The 17,283-nt window shown below is 73.7% G+C and carries 17 protein-coding genes, 1 tRNA gene and 1 riboswitch; of the genes, 9 read left to right on the forward strand and 9 right to left on the reverse strand.

The window, feature by feature from the left end; all coding sequences use genetic code 11:
• The first annotated feature begins 1 nt into the window (after position 1).
• From ACQFYA_RS10455 to ACQFYA_RS10485, 7 genes are all read left to right on the forward strand, one after another.
• The gene (locus tag ACQFYA_RS10455) at positions 2 to 1,054 is read left to right on the forward strand and encodes a hypothetical protein (protein ID WP_499123787.1); all 1,053 of its coding nucleotides are present in this window, start codon (positions 2 to 4) and stop codon (positions 1,052 to 1,054) included.
• A gap of 42 nt (positions 1,055 to 1,096) precedes the next feature.
• Entirely contained in the window at positions 1,097 to 1,537 is a 441-nt protein-coding gene (locus ACQFYA_RS10460; RefSeq protein WP_499123789.1) for a YfbO family protein, read from the forward strand.
• Positions 1,538 to 1,635: 98 nt separating this feature from the next.
• Positions 1,636 to 1,765, forward strand: a riboswitch (FMN riboswitch).
• A 140-nt stretch (positions 1,766 to 1,905) separates the two neighbouring features.
• Complete coding sequence (gene ribD, locus ACQFYA_RS10465) at positions 1,906 to 3,000, forward strand: bifunctional diaminohydroxyphosphoribosylaminopyrimidine deaminase/5-amino-6-(5-phosphoribosylamino)uracil reductase RibD (RefSeq protein ID WP_499123791.1); 1,095 nt, start codon at positions 1,906 to 1,908, stop codon at positions 2,998 to 3,000.
• Between the two features lie 3 nt (positions 3,001 to 3,003).
• Positions 3,004 to 3,630 (forward strand): riboflavin synthase, encoded by a 627-nt coding sequence (locus ACQFYA_RS10470; protein WP_499123793.1) that lies wholly within the window; start codon positions 3,004 to 3,006, stop codon positions 3,628 to 3,630.
• A complete protein-coding gene (locus ACQFYA_RS10475; protein ID WP_499123795.1) occupies positions 3,627 to 5,042 on the forward strand; it encodes a bifunctional 3,4-dihydroxy-2-butanone-4-phosphate synthase/GTP cyclohydrolase II in 1,416 nt (471 codons plus the stop codon). Before ACQFYA_RS10470 ends, ACQFYA_RS10475 begins: the two co-directional genes overlap by 4 nt.
• Positions 5,039 to 5,566 (forward strand): 6,7-dimethyl-8-ribityllumazine synthase, encoded by a 528-nt coding sequence (gene ribH, locus ACQFYA_RS10480; RefSeq protein WP_499123796.1) that lies wholly within the window; start codon positions 5,039 to 5,041, stop codon positions 5,564 to 5,566. Before ACQFYA_RS10475 ends, ribH begins: the two co-directional genes overlap by 4 nt.
• A 49-nt stretch (positions 5,567 to 5,615) precedes the next feature.
• A tRNA-Pro gene (locus tag ACQFYA_RS10485) sits at positions 5,616 to 5,689 on the forward strand.
• Positions 5,690 to 6,336: 647 nt separating this feature from the next.
• Here the strand turns inward: ACQFYA_RS10485 and ACQFYA_RS10490 are convergent.
• The 8 genes from ACQFYA_RS10490 to ACQFYA_RS10525 form a co-directional block, all read right to left on the reverse strand.
• A complete protein-coding gene (locus ACQFYA_RS10490; RefSeq protein WP_499123799.1) occupies positions 6,337 to 6,993 on the reverse strand; it encodes a 3-oxoacid CoA-transferase subunit B in 657 nt (218 codons plus the stop codon).
• Complete coding sequence (locus ACQFYA_RS10495; protein WP_499123802.1) at positions 6,990 to 7,775, reverse strand: CoA transferase subunit A; 786 nt, start codon at positions 7,773 to 7,775, stop codon at positions 6,990 to 6,992. Before ACQFYA_RS10495 ends, ACQFYA_RS10490 begins: the two co-directional genes overlap by 4 nt.
• Positions 7,772 to 8,779: a fumarylacetoacetate hydrolase family protein gene (locus ACQFYA_RS10500; RefSeq protein ID WP_499123804.1), complete on the reverse strand. Its 1,008-nt coding sequence runs from the start codon at positions 8,777 to 8,779 to the stop codon at positions 7,772 to 7,774. The genes ACQFYA_RS10495 and ACQFYA_RS10500 overlap by 4 nt, the downstream gene beginning before the upstream one ends.
• Positions 8,776 to 9,915 carry an FAD-dependent monooxygenase gene (locus tag ACQFYA_RS10505; RefSeq protein WP_499123806.1) on the reverse strand — a complete coding sequence of 380 codons (1,140 nt, stop codon included), beginning with the start codon at positions 9,913 to 9,915 and terminating at the stop codon, positions 8,776 to 8,778. Before ACQFYA_RS10505 ends, ACQFYA_RS10500 begins: the two co-directional genes overlap by 4 nt.
• 29 nt (positions 9,916 to 9,944) lie before the next feature.
• Complete coding sequence (locus ACQFYA_RS10510; protein WP_499123808.1) at positions 9,945 to 10,958, reverse strand: cyclase family protein; 1,014 nt, start codon at positions 10,956 to 10,958, stop codon at positions 9,945 to 9,947.
• Entirely contained in the window at positions 10,955 to 12,127 is a 1,173-nt protein-coding gene (locus ACQFYA_RS10515; protein WP_499123810.1) for an alpha/beta hydrolase family protein, read from the reverse strand. Before ACQFYA_RS10515 ends, ACQFYA_RS10510 begins: the two co-directional genes overlap by 4 nt.
• Before the next feature lie 11 nt (positions 12,128 to 12,138).
• On the reverse strand, positions 12,139 to 13,164 hold the full coding sequence (locus ACQFYA_RS10520; RefSeq protein ID WP_499123812.1) for a VOC family protein: 1,026 nt from the start codon (positions 13,162 to 13,164) through the stop codon (positions 12,139 to 12,141).
• 179 nt (positions 13,165 to 13,343) lie between these two features.
• Positions 13,344 to 14,111, reverse strand: coding sequence for an SDR family NAD(P)-dependent oxidoreductase (locus ACQFYA_RS10525; protein ID WP_499123814.1), 768 nt, complete (start codon positions 14,109 to 14,111; stop codon positions 13,344 to 13,346).
• A 49-nt stretch (positions 14,112 to 14,160) separates the two neighbouring features.
• Here ACQFYA_RS10525 and ACQFYA_RS10530 point away from each other — a divergent pair, with 49 nt between their 5' ends.
• Positions 14,161 to 15,153 carry a LysR family transcriptional regulator gene (locus ACQFYA_RS10530; protein ID WP_499123817.1) on the forward strand — a complete coding sequence of 331 codons (993 nt, stop codon included), beginning with the start codon at positions 14,161 to 14,163 and terminating at the stop codon, positions 15,151 to 15,153.
• Positions 15,154 to 15,169: 16 nt separating this feature from the next.
• On the opposite strand, the gene ACQFYA_RS10535 is transcribed toward ACQFYA_RS10530, so the two are convergent.
• Positions 15,170 to 15,934, reverse strand: a complete 765-nt coding sequence (locus tag ACQFYA_RS10535) for an IclR family transcriptional regulator (protein ID WP_499123819.1) — start codon at positions 15,932 to 15,934, stop codon at positions 15,170 to 15,172.
• 89 nt (positions 15,935 to 16,023) lie between these two features.
• Between ACQFYA_RS10535 and ACQFYA_RS10540 the strand changes: the two genes are divergently transcribed.
• Positions 16,024 to 17,250, forward strand: a complete 1,227-nt coding sequence (locus ACQFYA_RS10540; RefSeq protein WP_499123822.1) for an FAD-dependent monooxygenase — start codon at positions 16,024 to 16,026, stop codon at positions 17,248 to 17,250.
• Positions 17,251 to 17,283: the final 33 nt, after the last annotated feature.

Here is a 17,283-nt window from a genome sequence, read left to right on the forward strand (position 1 = left end):
GATGAGCGCCGGTCCGCTCGCCTCCAGGGGTCGCCTGCTGCGCCTGGGCGCGGCGCGCGACACCTCCGCCGTCCGCCACCTGGTGACGTTCCTCGTGGTCACGGTGGCGACGGTGCTGGTGACGCGGTTCCTCCTCGCGGCCTCGGGGTACCCGCAGGTCGGCGGCGGCGGGCTGCACGTCGCGCACGTGCTCTGGGGCGGGCTCGGCATGGCGCTCGCCGTGGTCGTGCTGCTGTCGTGGGTCGGCCCGGCGCCGCGGTCGCTGGGCGCCGTGCTCGGCGGGCTCGGCTTCGGCCTGTTCGTCGACGAGATCGGCAAGTTCGTCACCTCCGACAACGACTACTTCTACGCGCCGACGGCGGCCCTCATCTACGCGGTCGTCGTGGCGCTCGTGCTGCTGGTCGAGGCGTTGCACGGGCGGCGGGCGCGCCACCCGGCGGAGTTACTCGCCGTGGCGACGGACCGCGCAGTTGCCGGCGTCGCGGGCGGGTTCACCGACGCCGAACGCGAGGAGGCGCGGACCCTCGTGGCGCGCGGGCGCGGCGAGCCGGGCGCGGACGAGGTGGCGGCGCTGGTGGAGGCCGTGCCCCGCGACGACGTGGCCGTGCCCGACCCCGTCCGCGCCCTGGTGCGACGGGCGTCCGCGTGGTTCGGGGAGGCGATGGAGCGCCGATGGGCCGCCACGCTCGTGATCCTCGCCGTGCTGACCACCGCTGCCGGGTCGGCGGTGGTCGGGGTGCGCGTGCTGGTCGGGGCGGTCGACGTGCCGGCCTGGGTCGGCGCCGGCATCCTCGTGGCCGTCGCCGCGACGGTGGCCTGCGTGGTGCGGGGGATCCTCGTGGGGTCGGCCGACCACCGCGCGGGCGCGGTGTGGGTGCGCCGCGGCGTGCTCGTCAGCCTGCTCGTCACGCAGCTCCTCGCGTTCCGGGCCGTGCAGTGGGTGGCCGTCGCCGGGCTGGTCGCGGACCTGCTGGTGCTCGCTGCGCTCGGCGTCGCCCTCGGGCGGGACGACGAGCGGCGCACCACCCGGCCGGCCCGGACACAGAGCCGCTGACCGCCGTCGCGGGCCCGGCCCGGACGGCCTAGTGTCGGAGCGGTGATCACCCGCGACGAGCTGGACCGGCGCTCCGGTGCCGCCGACGACGGCGAGGACCGGCGCCTCCCGCTGCTGACGCTCGCCGAGTTCTTCGACGACAACGACGACGAGGAGTCGCTCGCCCCGAACCAGTGGGGCGACGGGCGTCCGCCGCTCGCCGAGATCCGGCGCCGCCTCGAGCGCCTGGCCGCCCAGGAGGGCGTCGCCTGGGTGCGGGTCGAGCTGCACGAGGAGTCCGTGGAGGACGACGGGGACTGGATCGCCGCCGAGGCCGTCGCCGTGTGCGCGACGCTCGTCCCCGAGGAGGTCGAGGAGCTCGTCGGCGCGGACGAGCTGCAGGCCGACGGCGTGGTCGCGGGGTACGTGTACCCCGACGACTGGTTCACCGACGTGCCGGACGTGCCCGTCGGCCACCGTGTGCTGTCCCTCGTCTGGGACTGACCCCGCGACGGCGCCGCGGGCCGGTGGGTGACGTGCACCACGCGGGCTTGCCATGGCCGCGTGCGGCGTGGCACGGTCGGCGATGACGAGCGAAATGCTCGCGTGCTCTGGGGTCGGTGAAATTCCGAGCCGGCGGTAACAGTCCGCGACCCGGTCACATCCTGTGACCGGTTGACCAGGTGGAACTCCTGGACCGACGGTCAAAGTCCGGATGGGAAGCGCACGCGACGGCTCCCCGTCCGGTCCGTACCCGGCCCCGCGTGGGCCGGCGCCGCCCACCGTGGAGGCACGCGACCGGTCGGTGCGAGCACGTCCGACCCAGCCTTCCTGCACCCCCGGGTCCGCGACCGGACGACAGGGGCAGGAAGATGACGCAGCCCGCCGGAACCCCGGCGACGGGTGCCACCAGGGTCGAGCGCGCCGCGATGCAGCGCGCGCTGGCGCTCGCCGCCCAGGTCCCCGCCCGCGGACCCAACCCGCGCGTGGGGTGCGTCCTCCTGGACGCCGACGGCGCGACGATCGCCGAGGGCTTCCACCGCGGGGCGGGCACGCCCCACGCGGAGGTCGAAGCGCTGCGGCGCGCCGTCGAGTCGCGCGGCCCGGGCGCCGCGCGGGGCGCGACCGCCGTCGTCACCCTCGAGCCCTGCAACCACCACGGCCGCACCGGCCCGTGCGTCGACGCCCTGCTGGAGGCGGGCGTGGCGCGCGTCGTGCACGCCCAGCACGACCCGAACCCGGCCGCGTCGGGCGGCGCTGCCCGCCTGCGTGCCAGCGGCGTCGACGTCCTCGGCGGCGTGCTGGCCGACGAGGCCCGCGCGCTCAACGCGACGTGGACCCGCGCGCTCGAGCTCGGCCGCCCGGTGGTGACGTGGAAGCTCGCGAGCACCCTCGACGGCCGGGCCGCGGCCGCGGACGGCACCTCGCGCTGGATCACCGGGCGCGCCGCCCGGCACGACGTGCACCGCCTGCGCGCCGGGGTGGACGCCGTCGTGATCGGCACCGGCACCGCCCTCGCCGACGACCCCGACCTCACCGTGCGGCACGCGCCCCTGACGGGCCAGCAGCCGGAGCGGGTCGTCGTCGGCCTGCGCGACCTGCCCGCGTCGTCCCGCCTGGCGCGGGCCGCGGCCGCCGGCGAGTCGGTCGCGCACCTGCGCACGCACGACCCGCACGAGGTGCTGGACCTGCTCTGGTACCGCGAGCACCGGCACGTGCTGCTCGAGGGCGGCCCCGCCCTCGCCGCCGCCTTCTGGCGCGCCGGCCTCGTCGACGACGTCGTGGCGTACGTCGCGCCGGTGCTGCTCGGGGTCGGGGCGTCCGCCGTGGCGGACCTCGGGATCGGCACCATCGCCGACGCCGCGCGCCTCGACCTCCTCGACGTCGTGGTCCTGCAGCGGGACCCGGCCGACCCCACCGACACCCCCACCGTGCGGCTCACCCTGCGGCCGCGGAAGGAGAGCTGAGCCATGTTCACCGGCATCGTGGAGGAGCTCGGCACCGTCGTGGCCGTGCGCGAGCACGCCGACGGGGCCCGCCTGACCGTCGCGGCGGACGCGGTGCTGGACGGCACCCGGCTGGGCGACTCGATCGCCGTCGACGGCTGCTGCCTCACCGTCGCGTCGATCGGGGACGACGGGGGCCGCCCGGCCTGGACCGCCGACCTCATGGCGGAGACGCTCGAGCGCACCAGTCTCGGGGCGCGGATCCCCGGCGACCGCGTGAACCTCGAGCGGGCGCTCGCGGCCGGCGGGCGGCTCGGCGGGCACGTCGTGCAGGGGCACGTCGACGGCGTCGGCACGGTGCTCTCGCGTACGGCGGGCACGCAATGGGAGGTCGTCGAGATCGCCCTGCCGGCCGATCTCGCGCGGTACGTCGTGGCGCAGGGCTCGACCGCGGTCGACGGCGTGAGCCTCACCGTGGTGCAGGCCGGGGGCGCGTCGTTCACGGTGAGCCTCATCCCGGAGACGCGGGCGCGCACGACGCTCGGCCGGCGTGCCGTGGGGGAGCAGGTCAACCTCGAGGTCGACGTGCTGAGCAAGTACGTGGAGCGTCACCTCGCGCACGGGCTCCTCGCGGCGGGGGCGGCGCGATGACCGCGCGGACGGTCCCGCCGACGAGCGCCGCGGCGGGCACGAGCACTGGGACGGGCACGGGCGCGGTGGTCGAGCGCGTCGCGCGAGCGATCGCCGACGTCGCCGCGGGGCGGCCCGTCGTCGTCGCCGACGACGCCGACCGCGAGAACGAGGGCGACCTGATCCTCGCCGCCGACGCCGCTACCCCCGAGCTGATGGGGTTCCTCGTGCGGCACACGAGCGGCCTGGTGTGCGTGGGCGTGGCGGGCGAGACGCTCGACCGCCTCGGCCTGCCGCTCATGGTCGAGGCCAACCAGGACGCCTACCGCACCGCGTACACCGTGACGGTGGACGCCGCCCACGGCGTGACGACGGGCATCTCCGGCGCCGACCGGGCCCGCACCGCGCGGCTGCTCGCCGACCCGGCGACCGCGCCCACCGACCTCACCCGGCCCGGGCACGTGCTGCCCCTGCGCGCGCGGCCCGGCGGGGTGCTGGAGCGGCGCGGGCACACCGAGTCCGCGGTCGACCTCGCGCGCCTCGCCGGCCGCGGGGAAGCCGGCGTCCTCGCCGAGCTCGTGCACGACGACGGCACGATGATGCGCCTGCCCGCACTGCGGGAGTTCGCCGCCGAGCACGGGCTCGCCCTGATCAGCGTGGCCGACCTCGTCGCCTACCGGCGTGCCACCGAGGTGCTCGTCGAGCGGGTCGCCGTGACGACCCTGCCCACGCGGCACGGCGAGCTCACCGCCGTCGCGTACCGGGACGCCCGCACCAGGGACGAGCACGTGGCGCTCGTCGCCGGGGCCCTGGACGCCCTCGGCGACCCCGCCGCCGGCCCCGTGCTGACGCGCGTGCACTCCGAGTGCCTCACGGGCGACGCGTTCGGCAGCCTGCGCTGCGACTGCGGCCCCCAGCTCGACGAGTCCCTGCGTCGGGTCGTCGCTGCGGGCCGCGGCGTCGTGGTGTACCTGCGCGGGCACGAGGGTCGGGGGATCGGCCTGGCGGCCAAGCTCGCCGCGTACGCGTTGCAGGACGCCGGCCGCGACACCGTGGACGCCAACCTCGACCAGGGGCTGCCCGCCGACGCCCGCGACTACACGCCCGCCGCCCACGTGCTGCGCGACCTCGGCGTCGCGCAGGTGCGGCTGCTCACCAACAACCCGGCCAAGGTGGACGGCCTGGCCGGCGGGGGAGTGGACGTCGTCGCGCGGCTCCCGCTCGCCCTGCCCGCGCACCCCCGCACGCTCGGCTACCTGCGCACCAAGCGCGACCGCATGGGCCACGACCTGCCGCACCTGGGCGGCGCACCACGCCCCACCGACCCGACGACCGATGTCGAGCCGGACCACGACGACCACCGCGACGACCACCACGACGGAGGAACGATGACGCACCACTCGCTGACCGCTACCGCAGGGGCCGCGCGATGAGCGGCGCAGGGGCGCCGTCGACCGCGCCTGTCGACTGCTCGGACCTGCGCGTCGCCGTCGTCGCCGCGAGCTGGCACCAGGCCGTCATGGACGGGCTGCTCGACGGCGCGCTGCGAGCCTGCGCCGACCAAGGCGTCACCGCGCCGCGGGTGGTGCGCGTGCCCGGGTCGTTCGAGCTGCCCGTCGCCGCGCAGGCGCTCGCGGCCGCCGGGTACGACGCCGTCGTCGCGCTGGGGGTCGTCATCCGGGGCGGCACCCCGCACTTCGACTACGTGTGCGCCGCCGCGACCGACGGGCTGAACCGCGTCGCCCTCGACCACGCCGTCCCCGTCGGCTTCGGCCTCCTGACATGCGACGACGAGCAGCAGGCCCTCGACCGCGCCGGGCTGGCCGGCTCGCACGAGGACAAGGGCTACGAGGCCGTGGCCGCCGCGCTCGCCACGGCGCGTGTGCTCGGGGAGATCCGCGCGGACGGTGCCGACGCGGCCCTCGCCGATGCAGGAGCAGTGTCCGACCTGGGGTAGTATTTCGGTCGGCCCTTCGGGGTGACACTCGTGTCACATGAAGGGCCGACGGGCTGTGGCGCAGCTTGGTAGCGCACCTGACTGGGGGTCAGGGGGTCGCAGGTTCAAATCCTGTCAGCCCGACCGTCGAACGAGAGGCTCGGACCGCACGGCGGTCCGAGCCTCTCCTCGTTCGAGGACGTGCCCGCGCGGTCGACTCGTCGGTGGCGAGCCCTACGGTTCGGCGAATGGGGCCCGCACCGACCCACACCGATGACCCAGCTTGCTGAAGCGATGGCCGCATCGAGCTCCTGGCGAGGCGTGCTGCGCCGTCTCGGCCTCCTGGGGACCTTGGCAGGGGCGATGCGGTCGGTACGCGCACATGCTGATCGGCTCGGCGTCGAGTACGGCCACCTCACAGGGCAGCCCGTTGGACCGAGGACGGACATCGGGAGGCCGTCGCGGCCGCGAGCAGCTGGGCCGACGTGGCCCGCGCGCTCGGGATGCGTGGCGGTTCGAGCTGTTGCGTCCGTGAAGGGACACGCGGCGCAGCTCGGGCTCGGCACGGGTCGACGTGGTGCCGCGCAGCGACGACGTCATGGGACTTCGAGCCACCAGCGACGCGGTCGCCCTTTGCTCATGCAGCGTCTTCCCGCCGCGTCTCGGGCGCCGGCAGATGAACGCCCCGGACCGAGGCACGGACCTCGCGCCGCGCCCCGGCGACGATGACCTGCCTCACCGGGGAGACACCCGCCCAGGCGCGGGGTGATCGTGTGAATGCCTGGCGCCGATCAGGTCGCGCGTCCTCCGAGGGTGTTCGAGACGGTGAGCGGCGCTGCCGTGGCGGAGGTCAGGCCATCGGACGACACGCCCGGCGCGAGCTCCCGAACCGTCAGGCCGCCCGGGCCGACGTCGACGACGGCCCGGTCGGTGATGATCCGATCGACGACGCCGAGCCCGGTGAGCGGCAGGGTGCACTCCTCGACGATCTTGGGGCTGCCGTCGCGAGCGACGTGGTCCATGACCACGACGACGCGCCGCGCCCCGGCGACGAGATCCATGGCGCCGCCCATGCCCTTGACCATGCTGCCGGGCACCTGCCAGTTCGCCAGGTCGCCCCGGGCGGACACCTGAAGGGCGCCGAGGATCGCGACGTCGACGTGCCCGCCGCGGATCATCGTGAAGGACGTGACGGCGTCGAAGCAGCTGGCGCCGGGCAGGGCGGTCACGGTCTGCTTGCCCGCGTTGATCAGGTCGGCGTCCTCGTCCCCGTCGTACGGGTACGGGCCGATGCCCAGCAGGCCGTTCTCGCTCTGGAGCGTGACCCGCACGCCCTCGGGCACGTGGTTGGCGACGAGCGTCGGGATGCCGATGCCGAGGTTGACGTAGTCGCCGTCGCGCAGCTCTGCTGCAGCGAGAGCCGCCATCTCGTTCCTGGTCCAGGTCATCGTGTTCCTCCTCGGGTCTCGACAAGCTCGACCGGCGGGCTCTCGACGCGCTCGACCGGCGGGCTCTCGACAGGCTCGGCCGGCGTCCGGACGGTGCGCTTCTCGATCGGTCGCTCGTGGGCCGTCGTCACGACCGTCGTGACGAACACGCTCGGCGTCATGACGTCGTCCGGGTCGAGGTAGCCGTCCCGGTCGGGGTCGAGGAGGTGCTCGACCTCCGCGAGGGTGACGGGCGCCGCCGTCGCGACGACCGGGTTGAAGTTCCGCGCGGTGAGCCGGTAGCGCAGGTTGCCTGCCGCGTCGCCCGTGTGCGCGTGCACGAGGGCGAGGTCGGCGCGGATCGCGCGCTCGAGCAGGTAGGTGCGTCCGTCGAGCTCGATGGTGGGCTTGCCCTCCGCGACGGGCGTGCCCACGCCGGTCGGGGTGTAGAACGCGGGGATGCCCGCGCCGCCGGCGCGGAGGCGTTCGGCGAGCGTGCCCTGCGGGACGAGCTCGACGTCGAGCTCGCCGTCCAGGAATCGTCGCGCGAACAGCTTGTTCTCGCCCACGTAGGAGGCGAGCACGCGGGCGACCTGGTCGTTCTCCAGCAGCACCCCGAGGCCGACGCCGTCGACCCCGAGGTTGTTGGAGACGACGGTCAGGTCGCGCACGCCGGAGTCGCGGACGGCGTCGATCAGGTCGTACGGCACCCCGCACAGGCCGAACCCGCCCACGGCGATGGTCATGCCGTCGTGCAGCACCCCCTCGAGGGCCGCGCGGGCGTCGGGGGCGAGGGCCGTCATGGGACGGCTCCTTCCGTGAGGCGGGCCCGACGTCGGTCGCGGTCACGCGCACGCGGGACGGCGGGCAGGTCGGCGAGGTCGGGACCCGGGACGACGCGGTTCTCCACGGCCCCGATGCCCTCGACCTCGAGCCGCACGACGTTCCCGGGCACGAGGGGCGGCGGGTCCTGGACACCGGTGCGGCCCCACAGCTCGGCCAGGCAGCCGCCGTTGCCGCAGGTGCCGGAGCCGAGCACGTCGCCCGGGCGCACCCAGGTGCCGCGCGAGGCGTACGCGATCATCTCCTCGAACGTCCACGCGGCGTTGGACAGCAGGTCGTGCCCGATGCGGCGGCCGTCGACGAACGCCTGGAGGCCGAGGGCGAGGTACCCGTCGTCGTCCCGGTACTCCTCGAGCTCGTCGGCGGTGACGACCCACGGGCCGAGCGTCGCGGCGGAGTCCTTGCCCTTGGCGGGCCCGAGGTTCACCTTCATCTCCCGGCCCTGCAGGTCGCGCGCGGACCAGTCGTTGAAGACGGTGTAGCCGAAGACGTGGTCGCGCGCCGCCGCGGGGGAGAGGTTCGTGCCGGCGGCCCCGACCACGACGGCGACCTCGAGCTCGAAGTCGAGCATCCGGCTCCCGGGCGGCACCGGGACGTCGTCGTGGGCGCCGATCAGCGAGTGCGGGTTGGTGAAGTAGAACGTCGGGGCGTCGTACCACTCGGGCGCGACGCCGTCGTCGCCGGACACGGCTCGGGCCACACCCTCGACGTGCTCCTCGAACGCGACGAAGTCCCGCACCGACGGCGGCTGCAGCGGCGGCAGCAGCCGGACGTCGGCTGCGGGAACGAGTGCCGACGAACGCCTCGCCCACGCGGCCGCCTCCTGCGCCGCGTCGGGCCCCGCCGCGGCCAGGTCGAGCACGGTGGTGTCACCGCGCAGGTCGTACAGCCGCTCCTCGCCCGAGTCGCCGACGACCAGCGAATCCTTCGTGACGCCGTCCAGGGCGTACCTCGCGAACCTCATGGCCGCTCCGTCACGAGGGTCGAGACGCGGCGCATCAGCCCGGGCACGTCGGCCTCGGCCGGCGGGGTGTGGTCGAGCATCCACCGTCCGATCTGCACGGACGCGTCGACGACCTCGCGGGCCCGCGCGCAGCGTCGGGCCGCGTACCGGTCGAGGAGGCCGTCGTCGACCTGTGCGGCGCCGAGCAGGAGCTCTGCGAGCACGACGGCGTCCTCGAACCCCTGCGCCGCGCCCTGCGCGATGGTGGGCGGGCAGGAGTGCGCGGCGTCGCCGGCGAGCACCACGCGGCCGCGGTGCCAGGGGCCGTCGACCACGTGCGACTCGAACCGCGCGTAGTTGACGGGGGTGTCGTCGGTGAGGCTCGCGCGGACGTCGTCCCACGGCCCGCCGTAGGCGCCGGAGAGCTCCCGGAAGACGGCGATCTGCTCGGCCTGGTCCAGCTCGGACCGGTCCTGGACGTCCTCGACGAGGTAGGCGTACATCGTGTCCTCGCCGGTGGGGCAGTAGCCGGCGATGTAGCAGCGGCCGCCGTAGGTGAGGTCGGTGCGCACGACGTCGGCCGGGCGAGGCACGTACACCCGCCAGATGCCCATGCCCGTGCTCACGGGCTCGGCATCGATCCCGAGCTCGCGGCGCGTCCACGAGTGGATGCCGTCGGCGCCGACCACCAGGTCGTACCGGCCGTCGGCGCCGTCGGAGAAGGTCACGTCGACGCCGGCGTCGTCCTGCCGCAGGGCGGTGGGGGAGACGCCGAAGCGGACCTTCGCGCCGACCTCGGCGGCGCGGTCCAGCAGCACCCGCGCGAGCACGGGGCGCGGCATCCCCAGCGTCGCGGGCAGGTCGGGGCCGCCGGTGCGCACGTCGGGGATCTCCGCGACGACGGTGCCCGCGGGGTCGGGGGCGCGGATGCCGAGGGCGTCGAAGGCGTAGCCGGCGGCGCTCACCGGCTCCCAGACGCCGAGGTCGCGCAGCACGCGCAGGGCGTTGCCCTGCAGGGTGATGCCGGAGCCGACTGCGGGGACGTCGGGCCGGGACTCCACGATCTCGACCTGCACGCCGGCCTCGGCGAGCAGGATCGCGGTGGCACAGCCGGCGGCGCCGCCGCCGACGATCAGGACGGTACGGACTGCGGGCATCGTCGCCTCACTTCCAGTGGTTCGGGGGGCTACTTCAGGGCGATCGGGTTCAGCGGCGCGCCGACGGCGCCGGTGACGGGCAGCGGCGCCGCGACCAGCAGGAACTCGTAGGCGCCGTCGTGCACGCAGTCTGCCGCGAGCTCCTCGAGCGCCCACATCTCGCCCAGGAACAGGCCCATGTTCGGGATGACGACCTGGTGCAGCGGCTGGAACGCGACGTCGAACTCGTTGGGCCGCACTTCGAAGCCCCACGTGTCGGTGGCGACGGCAGCCACGTCGCGGTCGTGCAGCCAGTCCGCCGTCGTGAAGGACAGACCGGGCGCGGGCCCGCCCGCGTACTCGCCCCACCCGTCGCGCAGCGCGCGCCCGTACTGCCCGGTGCGCACCACGAGGATGTCGCCGGGCCCGACCTCGGACGACGCGCCCTGGGCGGCGATCGTCGCCTCCAGGTGCTCGGGCGTGACGGCGAAGCCGTCGGGCAGCTCGCCGCCGGTGCCGGCGACGTCGTCGCCCAGCGCGCGCCCGACGTCGAGCAGGACGCCGCGCCCGACGAGGTCGGCGGCGACCGTCTCGATGCCGGTGACGCCGTCGCCGAGCGACGTCACGACCTCGCCGGCCCGCCGGCCGTTCCAGGCGCGACCGTGGTCGAAGATGTGCCCGAGCCCGTCCCACTGCGTGGAGCACTGCAGCGGCATCGCCACCACGTCGTCCGCGCCGCCCAGCCCGTGCGGGAAGCCCTGGATCCCGGCCTCGGCGTCCGTGCCGGTGTCGAGCATGGTGTGCACCGGGTTGGTGCGACGACGCCAGCCTTTCTGCGGTCCGTCCATGTCGAACCGCTGCGCGAGGGAGAAGCTCCGCCCGCGGCGCACCAGGCCGGCGGCGCGTCGGCGGTGGGCGTCGGTGAGCAGGTTGAGGGTGCCCCTGACGTCGTCCTCGCCCCACCGGCCCCAGTTGGAGACGCGCTTCGCGGTGGCCGCGATCGCGCCCTCGGGGTCGGTGCGGTCGAGCTCGGCCGGGTCGAGGCCCGGGTGCACGGCCGTCACTTCGTCCACCCGCCCAGGCGCTCGGCCACCCAGTCGGCGATGACATCGGTGGCGACGGACCCGTTGTCGACGCTCGAGTGCGCGGTGCCGCCGGTGCGGTCCGTGAACACGACGAGCTCGCGGTCCGGCGACGACGTGAGCTGGTCGTACGTGCGGTGCGCGTACTCCAGCGGGATCTGCTTGTCGTGCTCGCCGTGGGTGACGAGGAAGGGGACGGCGACGCGGTCGAGCACGCCGTCGAGGTGCATGCGCTCGGCGACCTCGAAGAACTCGTCGAGGTCCTTGGTGCCGAACACCCACTGCACGTGGTCCCAGTAGTGCGGCACGGGTCGCTCGCCCTCGCGGGCCCGCCGGGCCTGCTGCACCGCGCGCCAGTCGTGGTTGGCGCCCCACGCGACGCCGAGGGCGAGCCGCGGCTCGAACGCGACCGCCCGCGGGGCGTAGTACCCGCCGAGCGACACGCCCAGGATTCCGATGCGCGCGGCGTCGACGTCGTCGCGCGCCGCGAGGTGCTCGTAGACCGCGGACGCCCACTGCTCGGACTCGGGGACGGCGTGCAGGTCGTGAAGGCGCAGCGCCTCGCCGGTGCCCGGCTGGTCGAGGCAGAGGCTGGCGACGCCGCGGGCGGCGAGCTTCGCAGCGGGCCCGGTGCGGTAGAGCATCTCCTTGGTGCTGTCGAGGCCGTTGACCTGGATCAGCAGCGGCGCTGGGCCCTCGCGGCGGGTGCCGTCGGGGTTGCGGGCACGGGTGAGGATGCCGGACAGGTGCGCGCCCGCGTACGGGACCTCGACCCGCTCGGCGTCCTCGCGCGCCAGCGTCGTGCCGCGCGCGAACGTGTCGAGGAACTTCGCGTACAGCGCGACGCGCGGCGCGTGCCCGGCGGGCTGCATCCGCTCGCCGGTGAGGAAGTAGGTGGCCGCCCGGCCGAGCTTCTCGCCCGCCGAGAGCAGGCGGCCCGCGGCCTCGTCCTGCGCGGCCAGCTCGACGAGCGTGTCGCCCTGCCGCTCCCAGGCGGCCATGAACTCGCTCGTGCCGGCGTCCTCGCCGCGGGCCGCGGCGTCGAGCAGGGGGCGGCAGACCGTGTCGACCTCGCCGATCTTCGCGCCCATCTCCATGGCGAGGTTGACCGACAGGTTCCACACGTAGTTGCCGGGGAAGTACTGGAACATGCGCCGCCCCCTCAGCCCTGGCCGTGCCGGGCGTAGGGGTTGATCAGCGCGTCCTCGGTGCCGGGCAGGATCCCCTCCTCGGTCGCCGACGGCTTGCCCTCGTCCGGCGGGAACGACTCCGTCATCGACATCGGCATGGCCGAGTTGCGGTAGATGCTGTTGGAGCCGAGCGACGGCTTCCAGGTGTTCGCCTGCCAGTCCGGCACGTAGTTGCGGTAGCCGCCGGTGTTGAGCTCCACCCGCATGCCGCCGGGCTCGCGGAAGTACAGGAACGACTGCTCGCCGATGCCGTGGATGCTCGGCCCGTACTCGATCTGCGCGCCGTGCTCCATGAGCACGTCGGCGGCGACGAGCAGCTCCTGCACGGAGTCGGTCCAGAACGCGACGTGGTTGACGCGGCCGGGTCGCTGCGACGAGTCGAGCACCACGCCCAGGTCGTGCGACTTCTCGTTGGTGGTCAGCACGCTGAACACGGTGACCTCGGCGTGGTCGAGCTCCGTGAAAGCCATCGTGCGGAAGCCGAGCACCTCGGAGTACCAGGCGGCGAAGCCCTTGACGTCGGACGCCGCGATGGTCACGTGGTCGAGGAAGCGCGGCGCGGCGGCGTGCGAGCTGCGCCGCTCCGGCCGGTCCGGGAACACCGACGCGAGCTCGGTGGGCGCCTGGTGCTGCGGCACGTCCCAGTACAGCTCCATCGTGTGGCCGTAGGGGCCGGTGAACCGGAACGACCGGCCGTGGCCCTGGCGCTTGTCGTGCCACGTGCCCTCGACGCCCTTGGCCTGCACGCGCGCCGCGGCCTCCTCGAGGGCGTCCGCACTCGTCGTGCGCCAGGCCATGGTCACCAACGCCGGTTCGTCGCCGGGAGAGACGATCAAGCTGTACGGGTAGTAGTCGCCCCAGCAGCGCAGGTAGGTCGTGCCGTCGTCGTCGGTCTGCACCGGGCGGAGCCCGAACTGCTTCTCGAAGAAGGCAGCCGTGGCCGCGACGTCCGGGGAGGCGATCTCCAGGTGGGCGAGGTGTGCCAGCAGGTTCGTCATCGAACGTTCCTCTCGGGTCGGTCATCATCGGCCCGCGCGGCGTTGCACCTGAGGAGTTGCGCTACGCCGCGCGGCCTGAGACGACCTTCCACCGCGGGACGGGCATCAGGGAAGAAGGAGATGTGGATACGGAGTATCGGCCACAGTGATGTGCATGAGTCGAGGGCAGGGTTCGCGGGTCAGTCGAGCAGGTCCGCGATCGACTTCACGCCGCCGTGCGCGGTCATGCCCCCGTCGACCGGGATCTCGGCACCGCTCAGGTATGACGAGCCGTCGCCGACGAGGAAAGCCACGAGCGCGGCGACCTCGTCGACGGTCCCGGTGCGGCCCAGCGGTGTCTCGGCGACGTTCGCGTCTCGGAACGAGGGGGCGGCGGACGCGGTCATGGGGGTGTCGATGTACCCAGGGTGGACGGTGTTGACGCGAATTCCATGGGGGCCCAACTCGAGTGCCGCCACCTTGGACAGCCCTCGCAGCGCCCACTTGCTCGTCGTGTAGGCGACCGGGACATGGCCCGTGAGTGCGGCCACCGACCCGACGTTGACGATCGACGACCCTGCAGGCATGAGCGGGGTGCAGTGCTGGATGCCGAGCAGCGGCCCGATGACGTTGACGCGGTAGACCCGCTGCATGTCGTCGGGATCGACCTCGCCGAGCCGGGCACGCCAGGTGATGCCGGCGTTGTTCACGAGCGCATCGATACGTCCCCACCGCTCGCGCAGACCGGCCACGAGGGCGGACCACCCGGCCGGCTCGGTCACGTCGAGGCGCTCGTATCGCGCGTCGCCGAGATCTTCGGCGGGTTGCTCGGCGAGGTCGACGGCGAGCACGTGCGCCCCGGCCGATGCCAGGGCCCGCGCTTCGGCCGCCCCCTGGCCGCGGGCCGCGCCGGTCACGACCGCCACCTTCTCGTGGAGGCCGTCCGATGCGGCGTCGCGTCGTGTCATGGTGACACGCTCGGCCCCGTCGGCGGACCTGGCAAGGCATGATGTGCCGATGGTGCCCATCAATCGCATGGATGCGCGTCCCCTGGACGCTGCCGGGTCCGCGCCGATGTCGTCGCGGCTGGTGAACCTCGACCTCAACCTTCTGGTCGCTCTCGATTCCCTGCTGCAGACCCGCAGCGTGACGAAGGCCGCGGCGCAGATGGGGCTCAGCCAGCCGGCTCTCTCGGCGTCGCTGGCGAAGCTGCGGCGCCACTTCGACGACCCGCTGCTCAGCCGCCGCGGCAACGAGTACTTCCTCAGTCCGCTGGCACTGCAGCTGCGTGAGCGCACCCGGACCGTGCTGGCGGGCGTGGAGCGTGTGTTCGCCGCGGAGCCGGTCTTTGACCCGGCGTCCTCGACCCGCGAGGTACGGATCATCGCGAGCGACTACAGCGTCGTCGTCCTGGGCCCTGCGATCGCCACGCTCCTGGCACGCGAGGCGCCCGGCATGCGACTGCAGTTCGTCGCGAACACCCCGAGCCTCATCGACGAGGCCGAACGCGTCCTGATCGGTGCCGATCTCATCTTGATGCCGCACGGCTTCCTCACCGACCTGCGGCACGCCGACCTGCACGACGACCGGTGGGTCTGCATCGTGGCGGAGTCCCATCCCGAGGTCGGTGACGAGCTCACCGAGGAGCAGCTGCGCACCCTGCCGTGGGTGATGACGTTCCACAGCCCCACGGCGTCGACCCCGGCGGCGCGCCATCTTCGGATGGTGGGGATCGAGCCGCACGTGGAGGTCGTGACGGAACAGTTCCTCACCGTTCCGGCGCTCGTGGCCGGGACGCGTCGGGTGGCTCTCCTGCAGGAGCGGGTCGTGAGCCTCCTCCCGCACGGGTTCGCGGTGCGGTCGGTGCCCTCGCCGATCGATCTCGGTGCTCTGATGGAGGCGATGTGGTGGCACCCGGTCAACGACCACGACCCTGAGCACGAGTTCCTGCGGGGCGTCGTGCAGCGGGCGGCCGCGTCGGTGGTGGCGGGGAACGGGACGGCCGCATAGGTGATCCCGGGTCCGGTCAGCCCAGGTCGATCTCGGCGAGGTCACGTTCGATCTGGGCACGGGAGTCCAGCAGCAGGGGCAGGAGCAACCCGTGGAGCCGCTCCGAGAACTTGTCGGCGCGTGTCGAGACCGACACGGCGCCCACTGCTGCGTCCCAGCGGTCGTGGATCGCCGTTCCGACGGCTGCCACCCCACGCTCCGTCTCCTCGACGTTGAGGGCGAACCCGTGCTTGCGGACCGCGGCGACATCCGACAGGAGCTTGGTCGTCTCGAGGTCGGACAGCCCGGACGCAGGCCCCGTGCCGAAGAGGGTGCGTACCTCGTCGTCGGGTAGCTCCGCCAGGAGCGCCTTGCCTCCTGAGGCCTCGTTCGCGGGCATCACGACGCCGTCGCGGTCGTGCGTGGCGTCCACCGTTCTCGCGCGCACCGTGACGAGGAACCGCACGTTGCGGTCCACACGGATCATGAGGTTGGCGGACTCTCGGCTGCGCCGGGAGAGCACCTCCAGGTGCGGCTGACACAGGCGCCGGAAGTTGTTGGTCCAGGCGAGCCGGGCCGGTCCGGCGTCCAGGGACGGGCCCGGGAGGTAGACATGGGACTCGTCCTGCACCGCGAACCCTCGGAAGACGAGGGTCTGCAGCAGGCGGTGAGTGCTCGAGCGGGAGATGCCGAGCTGCTGGGCCGCGTCGGCGATCCGCAGACTCCCGTAGTCCCGCAGCATCTGCAGCAGCCTCAGCCCGCGGTCGAGCGACTCCACCGCCGTCGGCGGCCGTTCGGGCAACGGCGGATGGCTACGGGCGTTCCTCACAGCGGATTCCTCACAGAGGAACGTTATCGCCCGGAACGGCCGGCGTGCGTACGGTCCCCGGCATGGTTCACAACGTGGTGTTCCCGACGGAACGAGCACTGGTCGTCGGCGGCGGCATCGGAGGCCTCGCCACAGCGATGTCGCTGAAAAGGTCAGGGCTCCCCGTGCGGGTGGTCGAACAGGCGCCGGAATTCGGCGAGATCGGGGCGGGCCTGCAGCTCGGCCCCAACGCCACCAGGATTCTCGATTCCTGGGGGCTCATGGACAAGGTCAGGAAGGTAGGGGTCGAGCCTGCGCGTCTCGTCCTGCGGGATGCCGTGAACGGGCAGGAGCTGGCCGCGCTGGACCTGCAGGGGGACTTCCTCGAGCGGTACGGGTCGCCCTACGTGGTGATCCATCGCACCGATCTGCACGCCATCCTCCTGGAGGCGTGCCGGGAAGCCGGGGTCGAGCTGTCGACCGGCACGAGGATCTCGTCCGTGGTCCAGCACGACCGCGGCACCGTCGCGGAGTCGGACGACGGGCGAACGTTCCCTGCCGACGTCACCTTCGGGGCGGACGGCCTCCGGTCGGCGCTGCGCGACGAGCTGGTCGGAGACTCCGTGGTGCCCTCGGGGTTCGTGGCGTACCGGGGCACGGTTCCCATCGACCAGGTGCCCGAGGAGCAGGACCTCGACGACGTCGTGTGCTGGGTCGCGCCGAACGCCCACGTGGTGCAGTACCGGCTGCGCGCGGGCAGCGTCCTGAACGTCGTCGCGACCTTCCGCTCGCCCGGCTACGACCGTGGCGAGGCGGAGTACGGCACGCCCGAGGAGCTGGAGGCGGTGTTCGCCGCCTGCCACCCGCGTGTCCGTGAAGCGGTGTCGCACGTCGGCACCCAGCGACGCTGGCCGCTGTTCGACCGCGAGCCGGCCGACGTCTGGGGCGAGGGCCGCGTCGTGCTGACCGGTGACGCGGCGCACCCGATGCTGCAGTACCTCGCGCAGGGCTGCTGCCAGGCGCTGGAGGACGCCCAGACCCTGGAGGTTCTGCTGGCGGACCGTGCGGCCGGACCGGTCGACTGGCCGCAGGTCGTGCGCCGGTTCACGGAGGCTCGCGCCCCCCGGACCACGGAGGTGCAACGACGCGCCCGCTTCTTCGGCGAGATCTGCCACGCCGCCGGCGCGACCCGGCTGCTGCGCAACGCGCTCCTCGCCCACGCCGATGACCTGAGCGAGTACACCGACTGGCTCTACGAGGGGACGGTGGCCGACCGCGTCGCCCCCTCTCGTCCGCTGTCGCTCACCTGAGCGCCGGCGCGCACGCGACAACCGATCAACACC

It is taken from the genome of Promicromonospora sp. Marseille-Q5078 (genome assembly GCF_050315395.1).
Lineage (GTDB): Bacteria > Actinomycetota > Actinomycetes > Actinomycetales > Cellulomonadaceae > Isoptericola.

What these genes read in the sequence shown, in the direction of transcription:
- ACQFYA_RS10525 (WP_499123814.1), bottom strand. Translation starts at nt 14,111, where the DNA reads ATGACACGACGCGACGCCGCATCGGACGGCCTCCACGAGAAGGTGGCG.
- ACQFYA_RS10475 (WP_499123795.1), top strand. Translation starts at nt 3,627, where the DNA reads ATGACCGCGCGGACGGTCCCGCCGACGAGCGCCGCGGCGGGCACGAGC.
- ribH (WP_499123796.1), top strand. Translation starts at nt 5,039, where the DNA reads ATGAGCGGCGCAGGGGCGCCGTCGACCGCGCCTGTCGACTGCTCGGAC.
- ACQFYA_RS10505 (WP_499123806.1), bottom strand. Translation starts at nt 9,915, where the DNA reads ATGCCCGCAGTCCGTACCGTCCTGATCGTCGGCGGCGGCGCCGCCGGC.
- ACQFYA_RS10490 (WP_499123799.1), bottom strand. Translation starts at nt 6,993, where the DNA reads ATGACCTGGACCAGGAACGAGATGGCGGCTCTCGCTGCAGCAGAGCTG.
- ACQFYA_RS10515 (WP_499123810.1), bottom strand. Translation starts at nt 12,127, where the DNA reads ATGTTCCAGTACTTCCCCGGCAACTACGTGTGGAACCTGTCGGTCAAC.
- ACQFYA_RS10530 (WP_499123817.1), top strand. Translation starts at nt 14,161, where the DNA reads ATGGTGCCCATCAATCGCATGGATGCGCGTCCCCTGGACGCTGCCGGG.
- ACQFYA_RS10455 (WP_499123787.1), top strand. Translation starts at nt 2, where the DNA reads ATGAGCGCCGGTCCGCTCGCCTCCAGGGGTCGCCTGCTGCGCCTGGGC.
- ACQFYA_RS10520 (WP_499123812.1), bottom strand. Translation starts at nt 13,164, where the DNA reads ATGACGAACCTGCTGGCACACCTCGCCCACCTGGAGATCGCCTCCCCG.
- ACQFYA_RS10495 (WP_499123802.1), bottom strand. Translation starts at nt 7,775, where the DNA reads ATGACGGCCCTCGCCCCCGACGCCCGCGCGGCCCTCGAGGGGGTGCTG.
- ACQFYA_RS10500 (WP_499123804.1), bottom strand. Translation starts at nt 8,779, where the DNA reads ATGAGGTTCGCGAGGTACGCCCTGGACGGCGTCACGAAGGATTCGCTG.
- ACQFYA_RS10540 (WP_499123822.1), top strand. Translation starts at nt 16,024, where the DNA reads ATGGTTCACAACGTGGTGTTCCCGACGGAACGAGCACTGGTCGTCGGC.
- ACQFYA_RS10470 (WP_499123793.1), top strand. Translation starts at nt 3,004, where the DNA reads ATGTTCACCGGCATCGTGGAGGAGCTCGGCACCGTCGTGGCCGTGCGC.
- ribD (WP_499123791.1), top strand. Translation starts at nt 1,906, where the DNA reads ATGACGCAGCCCGCCGGAACCCCGGCGACGGGTGCCACCAGGGTCGAG.